Genomic DNA, 12,220 nt, shown 5'->3' on the forward strand with positions numbered 1-12,220 from the left:
ATTATCACTGTAATTATTTAATATGTTCTCTGTTTTGATTGTATTTTTGGGTCAAATACAACAAATAAAAAACATTTTTTATTGCTTTTGACTATCAAACTTGGTTGAAAGGGAGATATCTTTTGGGAATAATCATCCAATACATAAAGTTTAAGTTCTATTGAATAATTGTACGTAGATAAGGGGATGTTCGCGTGACTTTATATGATTGGAAACAGAAATTAGAATATTTAAACAGAGTTTCGATGTTTCTCAAATCAAAACCCTATTTTTCTGTTATTTTAGTTACTTTAATTACCTCTGCAATTTATTCTATTTCATTTTTGAATGGACATAATTGGGGTGGCGACTTTGCTCATTATATTTTGCAAGCAAAAGCTTTGGTTGATGGTAATGTTAATGAGGTAATTCAATTGTGTATTTATCGAAGCGAAAATAGTTCTATAATTTTCGCTCCGACGTTAGTAGCTTGGGGTTATCCTCTTCTATTAGCGGTTGTGTATTATTTAGTTGGATTTAATATTCTAGCATTTAAAATGGTTACTAGTTTATTCTTTTTTATGTCCTTTTTTATTGTTTATTTGTTGTTTAGAGAAAAAGTGAAAGATGGTCATGTTTTGTTTTTAGTTATGCTTGTTGCATTCAATCCTTACTTTTTTGAGTTTAAAGAAAATGTTTTAACGGAATTTGTGTTTTTCTTTTTTGGTCTATTGACTATTTACATAATTCAACATGTAATAATTGAAAAAAAACTGTTGCTACAGAAATATGTAGATTATGTAATATTACTAGTTTTCCTATTCTTTTCATATAATATCAGAGCACAAGGAGTTCTTTTGCTTCCAACCTTAGCGCTTTGTTATTGTATTGCAAACAAAGATGTTTTTTACAATAGAAATTTACTTTCTATGATCAAAAGAAAGGATATATACTTTTTTAGTCCAATAATAGTTCTTAGTGCGTTGGTTTTGATTTTAGTAATCCATAAAATACCAACAACAAATACAGAATATTTTATAAATGGCAGCCTGATTGAAACATTAATGGCTGTACCATTTTTATCTAATATGTTTATGTATTTCAAAGTTTGGTCTTGGTTTTTTTCTCCACCATCCTCTCTCTCTATGCTAGTATATGGTATGACTTTGCCATTTGTTATAGCAGGTGTTCTTAACAATTATAAAAAAGACTATTTGTATATCTTATATGCATCTATCACATTGATTACACTTTCCAGCATACACAGGCCTGTTTTCCGGTATATAATTACATTGTTCCCATTCTATATGTATTTCTTTTTGGTGGGTATAAGCAGAATACCAACAGATTCTTTCATTCCCCGTAATTTAAATCCATTTAACTGGAAATTAGCTAATATTGCGTGTATTATACTCATTCTGTATTCGATTATCGGTATGGCTCTTGTCTATGATGACTTGAAGCACCTTGAGATATCAGATACATATGGTCCGTATTCTGCTTCAAGCGTTGAGATGTTTGCATATATAAAAAATAACACTTCAGAAGAAGATGTAATAGTATTCTGGAAACCCCGGGTTATGACCCTATATGGTGATAGAAGATCAATTCTAATTTTAAATCTCGACGAATTTTTGGAATCTGATGCCAGGTTTGTTGTTTATGACAAGACTGAACTCCATGAGTATAATCAATTAATGGGTGCTACAATAAAAGATCAGGATAATCATTTTAAGCTTGTATATGAAAATGATATTTTTGAGATTTTTGAGATTAATAGGTAGCAACTCGATTTGCGAATAAAATGAAATTCAAATAGATTTGTGTTTGGATCTCTTTGATTTTTATTTATCCTTATTGAAAATACGGATTTAAATTATTATCCAGCCACTTAAATATGATATCTACTGATATCTCATTATGAGGATGATATTTGACATCGAACATATCTTTATATAGAACATATCTGCATAAGAACTTATGAGTAAGGTTGTAAGTGGGTTATTGCCTTGTTCAAAATTAAAAATTTGTATTCAATCAATATTACTTGTTTATTGTTTGTTCACAAATTTAAAGGTGGTACGATGAAATTGGTAGAAACAAAATGTGAAACGTGTGGTAGTCCAATCTATGTTTATGAAGATCACTTGCATGAAAATATGTATTGCACTCTTCATTGCATGAACTCTGCAAACAGTGAAGAAATCCAGTCCAGGGAAATCATGGGTAGTTTAAGTTGAACTGCCCATAATTTAATATTCCTAGCAGCTTAGGAATATATTTCAAGGTCTATTTTAACGATAAAAGATTTATACCCTGTTTCTTATCTACTTACATGAAAAAAGTCCTTATCACCGGTGGCTTGGGTCAGGTTGGAAGCTATCTTGTTGACAGGCTGCATGACAGTTCACAGGTGACAGTTATAGACAATTTTTCTTCAAATAACATGGATTATGTTCCTGCTGGTGTCTGTCTGTTTAAAGAGGACATCAGATCGCCTGTTGCAAAAGAACTGGCTGCAAAACACGATATAGTTATCCATACAGCTGCTCAGATAAGCGTTGCAAGTTCCATGGAGAATCCCTCTTTTGATGCGGATAACAATGTTTTTGGTACGCTGAATCTGCTTGAAGGTGCCCGTAAAGGGAATATTGATAAATTTATTTATTTCAGTTCTGCTGCCGTCTATGGAAATCCTGAATACCTTCCAATTGATGAGATTCACCCGCAGAATCCGATGTCACCTTATGGAGCAAGTAAACTCTGTGGTGAGAAATATTGTACTATGTATCACAAGGCTTTTGGTCTGCCGACAGTGTGCATACGTCCCTTCAATATTTATAGCCCTCGGCAGGATTCCTCAAACCCATATTCGGGGGTAATCTCCAAATTTATAGGCAGGGCCAGGGAAGGGATGCCACCAATAATTTTTGGTGACGGTTCACAGACAAGGGATTTTGTCTCAGTGCATGACATTGTTGATATGGTTGTCTTGCTTATGGATGAGCACCAGTTTAACGGCGAAGTGTTCAATGTGGGTACTGGCAAAAAGACAAGCATTGAAAAACTTGCAAAAACCATTCTGGACGTATTCGGTCTGGATATAGAAATCGAGTTTAAAGATTGGATGGCTGGTGATATCAGGGATAGTTACTCTGATATTTCGAAATCACATAAAATAGGTTATAATCCGAAAATCAGCTTGCAGGATGGTCTGAAAGAGATTATTGGAATATAAGCTATGGTCTGGTATTTGGGTTTTATATTTATTTCATTCACTGTTAGGTATCCATGAAAAAAATAATGCAAAGTAAAATAATTGTCTATTTATTACTCGGGTTACTTTACATACTCAGGGAGTTTCTTGATATTGTTCAGGCAGTTCTGAATTTTGATTACAAGAAAAACAAGAAATACTTGTTCCTAGGCATGACCATAATATATGCTTCAATGATTTTCTATTTATCTTCATTGACAAATATTCAGGTCCCAGCAGAAATATTTACCAATCCTCATTTTATTAAACTATATTATTTCCTTGAAAGTAATGATTTGAAATTTGCAATTAACATACTGGGTTATTCCTTTTTACAGAGAGATAAAATAGCTCATATCTTTATCTACTTTGGTTTTGGTCTATTGTTAAATCTTACATTCCGAAATTCAGAAAGGTCATTATTCCAAAAGTATGCTGCAATTTTTGCTATAATTACAGGTGTATTGTATGGTATTACTGATGAGATGCATCAATCATTTGTTCCAGGAAGAGTAGCAAGTACTGCTGATCTTTTTGCAGATGGTATTGGTGTCATTCTTGCACAGGCATTTATTATTTTTCTTATTTTGGCCAGTCATCTGATTAGAAGGAATAGAAATTATCCTAAGCAGAATTAGATTTTTCATAAGTCCAAGCTTTAATTATCTTGTGACTGTTCTTATCACCACGCCCGATTCCCTTATACACGAATCCTGAATCGATGAACATGTCAGGATCGATCACATTCCTGCCGTCAATGATCACGGTGTGTTTCTTTCCTGTCAGTTCTTTCATGTCTTCGGGTCTCAGGCTGAAGTATTCCTTATGACCTGTAAAGACAACAACAACATCGGAACCTGCGATGACTTCATTCATGTCCTTGTGTACCTCTACATCCGGGTAGTTCAGCACATGCGGATCGTGAACCATGATCTCTGCGCCTGCTTCGATAACCATATCCCTGTAGGGTTCAGATGGTGGGTTACGTGCGTCATCGGAGTCATTTATGAAAGCCCACCCGAGCATTGCTATCTTTGAACCTTTGATGTCCTTGCCTATTCTCTCAAGTGCAGCAACGGTGAGATTGTACATATGTGCAGGCATGAAATCGTTGACCCTTCTTGCAAGTACATAAATCGACTCTGCATCCTGTGGATAGTCAAGAGCCTCAGTTCCAAGTTTTACACCACGTTCAAGGTGATATGTATCCTTGGTCAGGCAGTGTCCTCCTACACCGGCTCCCGGCCAGAGTATGGCCCTTGTGATGCCTTCACCTTTGAGACTGTCAATCCCTGCCCTGACATCATAGACATTTATACCCATTGCTTCACAGTATAATGCCAGCTGGTTAGCGGCTGCTATCTGCAGGTCCCTGAAGGTATTTTCTGCAGTCTTCGTGACCTCGGCAGCAGTGGCACTCATAGGTATAACCTTGCCCTTTGTAAGTACGGGGCTGTAAAGTTCAACTGCCCTGTCAGTGCTTGGCTGGTCTATACCTCCGACTATGCGGTCATGTTCCTGTATGTTACGGAGAAGCCTTCCGACCATGACCCTTTCAGGAGCATGTGCAAGTGCGAAATCCTCTCCTGCCTTAAGGCCGGATTCCTCTTCCAGTATCTCCTTTGCCATAGTATCGGTAGTACCTGGTGTAATTGTGGATTCCAGTACCACGAGCATGCCCGGTCTTAGATATCTTCCTACATTGCGGATCCCTTCCTTTAGTGCTCCAAAGTCAGGTTCAAGTGCTTTAGGATCAGCAAAAGGCGTCTGTATTGCCAGAGTGATGGCATCCAGTTCAGATATCCTTGAAAAGTCCGGGGTACATTCGAACTTACCTGCATCAACTACCTTCCTGAGAAGTTCTTCAAGGCCGGGTTCCTCACCTTTTAGCGGACTTTCCCCGCGGTTGAGCATGTCTATCTTGTAACCGGATGAAGCAGAATCCCTCTGGAATCCCAGTACAAGGTCGAATTTATCAGAATCTGCAAAAAGGGCTGCAGCAGGGATGCCTACATAACCCATACCAATGACACCTATTTTCTTGATGCCCCCTTTCTCTTTCAGTATATTCTCAAGTTTTTGGCTCATATCATCACTCTCTCAATCTTTGATCTCTATCAGTTTTTCTCCCTTGTATGAGCTGATGGCAGCAAGGCTTACCTTAAGGGCGTGCTTGCCGTCCTCTCCGGAAGGTTCTGGTTGTTTTCCTTTGTTAATGCAATCTATAAAGTATTCAAGTTCGTTCTTCAGTGGTTCTTTCGAGTCGACCTTAGCTTTTCTTATCCATCCGCTGTCATGCAGTTCCACGGTCTGGTCTATGTAGTCAAGATAGGCAACACCACCGACTCCTACAGCGGTCAGTTTCCTTACCTTGTGAGGTGTAAGCCAGTTGACTTCCACAAGTCCGGAATATTCATGGTCCATTCTCATATGTATGGTGGCATGGTCCTCGAACGAATGTATATCTGCACCTGCCACCGCATATACCTGATTTACATGCGTGCCGTAAAGATATGATATTATGTCTATGTCGTGTACACCAATGTCCAGAATAACGCCTACATCCCTTATTCTTGGGTTGTAAGGTCCGACCCTTGTTGTTGATATGGAGACTACTTTTCCTAATAGTCCTTCACCGATCATCTCTTTTAATTTGATAATGGCGGGATTGAATCTCTCGATGTGACCCACCATCAAAAGCCTGTCATTCTCTTCGGCAGCTTTTATGATCGCTTCTGCATTCTCCACTGTATCGGCAATAGGTTTCTCGACAAGCACGTGAGCACCACTTTCTATAGCATTGGTTGCTACCTGCCTGTGCATTTTCGTGGGAACGACGATGCTCACAGCATCGAGACCTTCAGCAAGCATTTCCCTGTAGTCTGTGAATGCTTTTGTATCGTATTGCTGTGCAAGTCCTTCTACAAGCTCCCTGTCTATGTCGGATATCCCGGCAAGCTCCACACCAGGCATCTCACTATAGATGCGGATATGGTTCTTTCCCATTGCACCGGAACCGATCACACCTACTTTCAGCATTTAAGACCACCCCAGTCTATGATTGAATTGGCAATTGTATCGATATCCTCATCCGTGACGCCCGGATGGACAGGCAGGGATAATACTTCCCTGGAAGCCTTCTCTGTGACCAGTAGGGAGTCATTGTAACCCATCTCCTTATAGAATGGTTGCCTGTGGGTCGGTATAGGATAGTAGATACCGCTTCCTATTCCCTTTGTCCTAAGGTAGTCTGAGAGTTCATCCCTGTCATGTGTACGAATGGTGTACTGATGGAATGAGTGGGTACAGTTCTCTTTAACAGTGGGGCAGAGTATCCCTTCTATATCACTGAGCTTCTCGTTGAGAAGTTTGGCATTGTGTTGTCTTCCTGATGTATAATCAGGAAGCTTTTTGAGTTGTGTAAGTCCAATTGCTGCTGATATATCTGTCATTCGCAGGTTGTATCCCAGCATCTCATGCAGGTAGCGCTGCTTTGAGCCGTGTGCACGTATCATGCGTGCCTTTGCTGCCACTTCTTCATTGTTGGTGGTTATGATGCCACCTTCACTGGTGGTCATATTCTTGGTCGGATAGAAGCTGAAGGCTCCTGTTCCAAAGGAACCGACCTTTTTCCCTCTATAGGTAGCCCCATGTGCCTGACATGCATCTTCAATAATGATAAGACCATGGTCCTCTGCAATATCCTTTATTGCATCCATCTCTGCAGGGTGTCCATAGAGGTGCACAGGCATGATCGCCTTTGTTGCAGGAGTTATCTTTTCCTCAATTAGATTCTCATCAAGGTTGAAAGTGTCCGCTCGTATGTCTGTAAATACCGGTTTTGCACCGGTAAAAAGTATGGAATTTGCAGTGGCTATGAAACTGAAGGAACTGGTTATAACCTCATCATCCTTTCCAATTCCATGGGCAAGTAATGCAGCGTGCAGAGCAGCGGTGCCAGAGTTCACGGCAACTGCATACTGAGTACCGGTGTATTCAGCGAAAGCCTCCTCGAATTCTGCTACGCGCTGTCCTTCGGCTATAATGCCTGAACGAAGGACATCTGTTACAGCCTGAATCTCGCCATCATCAAGCTGCGGTTTTGCAATAGGTATCATAATCATCACTTTTTGTAAGTTCTAATATCGATTATTTGGATGTCATCATTAATTATATCATGCATTATATATTATTTATACATTGTAGCTTCTCAGGAAGTTCAACGATATTTGCAGGACAGCCTATAGCCAGTTTCCAGGCAGGCACGTCCTTTGTAACAAGTGCCCCTGCAGCTACCATTGCCCCTTCTCCTATCTCCACTCCGGGTATAAGGGTGGAATTTGCACCTATGGATGCTCCTTTTCGGAGTATTGGTCCTTCAGGGTTGTATTCTCCTCTAATGGGATATCTGTCATTTGCAAGTACTGCACATGGTCCGATGAACACATTATCTTCGATGGTCACATGTGTAGGTATGTATACATTACCCTGAATGCTAACGTTATTTCCTATGGTCACGTTCCCGTCAATGATGACGTTGGTACCTACAAGCACATTATCGCCTATGATAGTATTTTCCCTTATCATAGCATTATGTCCGGTCTTGAAGTTCTTCCCTGTTTTTACATTACTGAAAATAGTAGTACCTGCTCTGATGAAAGCATTGTTACCAACCACCGAACCTGGAATATCATATTCTTCGATATCTTTACCTTCAGAAGTTATCCTGGTCAATATACTATGCTGAGGATATCCCAGAGTGACATTCTCAAGGATAGTTGAACCTTCTCCCACAGCGCTGGAACCATATAGTTTAGCAGACCTGTGAATGTATGTGTTGTTTTCCATTTTCCCACCAATTATCAAGTAATTTAAAAGGCAGGTTCATATAAATAATTCTGGTCCGGCAGATTTGCCGGAGATGTCTATTCAGTTAAAAAGGTCCATGATTTAAAACAGGTTCTTAATAAGATCAAGTTCTTCTTCCATCTTCATCAGTAATTCCGGAACTATGTCTTTATCTTTGTCTGCTGCCATCTCAAGCTCTTCCGCGACCAATGCCATCAGGTTGAATCCTATGTTCAGAGCTGTACCTCTGGTACTATGTGCAATACTCTTTATTCCTGTCATGTCACCTCTATCAAGGTGATCTGTGAGTTCACAATAGTTATCATCAAAGGCTTTTAGTGCCAGTGCTACAAGCTTATCACACATCTCTTTATTCCCGCTTGTGTTCTTCAGTAACCAGTGTTCATTGAAGTGGACCGCATCACCTGAGCTACCTGGAATTTCTGTTGTAACTGAATCTTCCTGTTCCAAAAGCCATTTTTCAAGTATCCTTTTGATAGTATCCGATACTATAGGTTTGATAAGGTAGTCATCCATACCAGATGCAAGACATCTCTCTTTCTCTTCATTGAGAGAAGCAGCTGTCAAAGCTATTACAGGTACATGTTCTTTCTTTTCCTTCTCAAGGTCCCTTATCATGGCCGTAGCATCATAACCGCTTGCTTCAGGCATTTGTACATCCATAAGGACAAGGTCAGGTCCGTATTCCATATACAATTGAACGGCTTCGTTCCCATCTTTTGCAGTCAATATGTCAGCATCAGGGAGTATATTAGATATGATCGCAGATGCAAGAGCAGCATTTGTTTTATTATCATCGGCAATAAGGATCCTGTACGCATGGCTGCAAGGAAGAGTGCCCTCTTCTTCTTTTTCCTTAATTCCCTGTATTTCCGGTTCTTTAACAGGGGATAATACTGACATTGCTTCAAAAAGCTCTGTTATCCTGACAGGTTTGATAAGACTGACAAGAGGATGTATATTATCCTTATTTTGCTCAAATGAAAGGTCGGTCGAGTTATGCAGGACAATAAAAGGTATCTCTTCCTGCAACATGCATTTTTCTTTTAATGAATTGTACAGGTCTGCATCCTCTATATCAGGAATGATATCTTTGTCGACAATTATCAGGTCATTATCTGTATTCTGTTGTAAAAGGTCCAATGCTGTGAAACGATCGGGTACTATATCTGCAGTTATGCCTTTTGATCGAAGTATATTCTGCAGGATGGAACAATTTTCAGGATTATCATCTGCAATGAGTGCCTTCCTGATCATTGTGTCGGGACAACCGGATGCTATGCTTTCCTGCTCTACAGGGATTGTGATTGTAAAATAGAATGTGCTACCCTTTCCTTCTTCACTTTCAAGTTCAAGCTTGGATCCCATCTTCTCAAGTAATTTACTGGAGATACTAAGCCCAAGTCCGGTACCACCGTATTTTCGGGTTATTGAGCCGTCAGCCTGGGAAAATGATCCGAATATCCTCTGTCTGTTCTCTTCTGCGATACCAATTCCTGTATCCCTTACAGAGAATTTGATGTCTTTCTTTTCCCTGTCGTGAGGTATCTGTGAAGCTTCAACTTTAAGCTCTACTTCTCCTTCATTTGTAAATTTGATAGCATTGGCAAGCAGATTTACAAGTATCTGTCTCAATCTCAATCTATCAGCAGTGACCATGCGTGGAAGATCCGGTGATATGTTGACTAAAAGCTCGAGTCCTTTTTCATGTGCCCTGTATTTGAGAATATCTGCGATCAGATCGCACAATTCGATAATGTCGAAGACCCCATTATCCAGTTCAAGTTTACCGGCCTCGATTTTTGAAAGGTCCAGTACATCATTGATCAGGTCGAGAAGGGAATTTGCAGATGAGGATACAGTTCTCATGTAGTGTTGCTGCTGCTCATTAAGTTCTGATCTCAGGAGCAGGTCGGTAAAACCAATCATTCCGTTAAGCGGAGTACGCATCTCATGACTCATATTTGCAAGGAACTCGGATTTTGCATTGCTGGCATTTCTTGCCCTCTCTTCAGCTTTTTTATTCTCATCGATGTTTATGTGTGTCCCGTACATGCGTACAGGCTTGCCTTCCTGGTCATACTGTGCTATCTTACCCTGTGCACGTACCCATATCCAATGGCCTTCTTTGTGCAGCATCCTGTACTCTGACATATAGTGTTCTTTCTTTCCCAGAATAACATCCTGTAATCTTTCAGAAGTTATTTGTATATCATCAGGATGTATCATCTTGATCCACATATCAAGGTTGAAAACAGGAAGATCCTCCGGACTGTAGCCGGTGATGCTATGCCAGCTATCCAATCCCTGTAATGTAATGTTGCCAGTCGTGAGGTCAAGGTCCCATATGCCGGCACGTGTTGCCTCAAGTGCCATATCCAGCATTTCGGTCCTGCTTTGCAACTTCATTTCTGCTTCTTTTCTTTCAGTTATGTCCTGGAGGGTCCCAACTACGATATTCCTGTCATCCAGATATTCTGCTATGGAATGTATGTGGCGGATAGCTCCATCGATCGGTCTTTTGATACTGAATTCTACATAGTATGGTATTTTACTTGTGACAAGCTCGCTAAGCTTTCTGTCAAGCATATGTCGGTATTCCGGTAATGCAAACGATTGCACTTCTTTTATTGAAACATCCCTGCTCAGTGTTCCGTAAATTTTATGTGCTTCCTCGGAGGCATGCACCTTGCCTGTGTTAAGGTCGAATTCCCAGCTGCCGGTGTTCCCTATCCTCTGAGCTTCACTGAGTTGTTTTTCCCTCTTGAGTAACTCTTCTTTTTCAAATTTCCTTTCAAATGCACTGGTCATTATGTCGCTTATGACAGTCAGCAATGAGATCTGTTCTTGTGTCCATTCATGCTTTCTTTTAATGGAATTGAAACCCATGTACCCAAACATCTTGCCATGCATTTTCATGGGTATGCCTAAAAATGACCGAATGGAATATTTTAAAAGTTCTGCCTTTTCAATATCTGCTTCTGGTGAGAGGTCTTCTGTATCTGGTATGTGGACTACATCCATTTCAGTGACGTTCTTTTTGAACCACGGATATCTTTCCAGAGGAGTAATGTGTTCTTTCCCTACGAGGTCATTTATTCCGTGTGCCGACCAGATATATCTGGTCTTCATTTCTTTTTTGTCACTGGAAAGGAAGGATATGTAGGCCCTGTCAACATCGAATAATGATCCACATTTCTTCAGGGTAAATTCAATCGTATTGTCAAGGTCTTCATCAGTCCCACTCAAAAAAGAAGTTGATATCTCTGACACCGTCCTCTGGAAATCCAGCTGGAATTGAAGTTCTTCCTCCGTTCTTTTGCGTTCGAGCAAATGACCGATCTGCCGGGTATATATCTCGATGAGCTCTTCGTTATCGAACGTTCTGCCAGCTTCCATTATAAGTATAAAGTAACCGATTGTGTAGTTCTCTCTGAAAATGTTAGCAATTATTGCCTCTCCGATGTTGAACGTCTTTTCTATAAGGAGTATTGGTCCTTCTGGATAGATGTCTTTTGTAAGTTCATGTATTGCAGAGAAGCGGATTATGTTCCTGTTCTTTATTCTTTCTTCAAGGACTGGCTCTATCTGCCATTCTTTTCCCTTTAACTGAAAACCCAGTAGTTTACAGGCCTTTTCAATGTTACTGCTGTTAGCTGATAGTGCTAATGTAAAATAGGAATTGGTTCTTTCTTCGAACTTGATGAATACTCCATATTTTGCACCGGCTATATTCACAAGATCATCGGTTATCTTCTGGTAATCAATGTTGCTGACTGGTGTCTGGAAGAGTTCCTCTGAAGAAGTTCCAAGTTTCCTGAGTTTCAGCTTGTCCTCTATTCTATTTTTCATTGATTACTCCTTCATTGGATAATTTATGCTCCGGGAAGACTTTCTGTATATGATGTGTGCATATGTTGTCCGTTAGTTCAAAAGAGTAATCTGTTTATTATAGAAATACTTAATCATTTTCGATTGTGAACAATATAGATCTCATTTCCAAAATTATCAGTATATTCAAAATGTGGTCACGATCACGCTTTAAGGGATACTTTAATTGTTATCTATTCCATTGGCCTGGTCAATCTAGTATGTAAGCCTTATATGTGGATATTA

8 protein-coding genes are annotated in these 12,220 nt (G+C 39.8%); 3 read left to right on the plus strand and 5 right to left on the minus strand.

Annotated elements, in window-relative coordinates:
- Positions 1-194 precede the first annotated feature (194 nt).
- The 3 genes from V7O63_RS07920 to V7O63_RS07930 all read left to right on the plus strand — a co-directional run bounded on the left by V7O63_RS07920 (position 195) and on the right by V7O63_RS07930 (position 3,873).
- Positions 195-1,763, plus strand: a complete 1,569-nt coding sequence (locus V7O63_RS07920) for a glycosyltransferase family 39 protein (protein WP_340817895.1) — start codon at positions 195-197, stop codon at positions 1,761-1,763.
- A 551-nt stretch (positions 1,764-2,314) separates the two neighbouring features.
- Positions 2,315-3,217 carry an NAD-dependent epimerase/dehydratase family protein gene (locus V7O63_RS07925; protein WP_340817896.1) on the plus strand — a complete coding sequence of 301 codons (903 nt, stop codon included), beginning with the start codon at positions 2,315-2,317 and terminating at the stop codon, positions 3,215-3,217.
- Positions 3,218-3,270: 53 nt separating this feature from the next.
- On the plus strand, positions 3,271-3,873 hold the full coding sequence (locus V7O63_RS07930; RefSeq protein WP_340817897.1) for a VanZ family protein: 603 nt from the start codon (positions 3,271-3,273) through the stop codon (positions 3,871-3,873).
- Here V7O63_RS07930 and V7O63_RS07935 read toward each other — a convergent pair.
- The 5 genes from V7O63_RS07935 to V7O63_RS07955 form a co-directional block, all read right to left on the minus strand.
- Positions 3,860-5,323 (minus strand): nucleotide sugar dehydrogenase, encoded by a 1,464-nt coding sequence (locus V7O63_RS07935; RefSeq protein WP_340817898.1) that lies wholly within the window; start codon positions 5,321-5,323, stop codon positions 3,860-3,862. The genes V7O63_RS07930 and V7O63_RS07935 overlap by 14 nt on opposite strands.
- Before the next feature lie 12 nt (positions 5,324-5,335).
- Positions 5,336-6,274 (minus strand): UDP-N-acetylglucosamine 3-dehydrogenase, encoded by a 939-nt coding sequence (locus tag V7O63_RS07940; protein ID WP_340817899.1) that lies wholly within the window; start codon positions 6,272-6,274, stop codon positions 5,336-5,338.
- Complete coding sequence (locus V7O63_RS07945) at positions 6,268-7,353, minus strand: DegT/DnrJ/EryC1/StrS family aminotransferase (protein WP_340817900.1); 1,086 nt, start codon at positions 7,351-7,353, stop codon at positions 6,268-6,270. Before V7O63_RS07945 ends, V7O63_RS07940 begins: the two co-directional genes overlap by 7 nt.
- A 64-nt stretch (positions 7,354-7,417) precedes the next feature.
- Positions 7,418-8,083: a DapH/DapD/GlmU-related protein gene (locus tag V7O63_RS07950; protein ID WP_340817901.1), complete on the minus strand. Its 666-nt coding sequence runs from the start codon at positions 8,081-8,083 to the stop codon at positions 7,418-7,420.
- Positions 8,084-8,185: 102 nt separating this feature from the next.
- The gene (locus tag V7O63_RS07955) at positions 8,186-11,956 is read right to left on the minus strand and encodes an ATP-binding protein (RefSeq protein ID WP_340817902.1); all 3,771 of its coding nucleotides are present in this window, start codon (positions 11,954-11,956) and stop codon (positions 8,186-8,188) included.
- Positions 11,957-12,220: the final 264 nt, after the last annotated feature.

It is taken from the genome of Methanolobus sp. WCC4 (genome assembly GCF_038022665.1).
Taxonomy (GTDB): domain Archaea; phylum Halobacteriota; class Methanosarcinia; order Methanosarcinales; family Methanosarcinaceae; genus Methanolobus.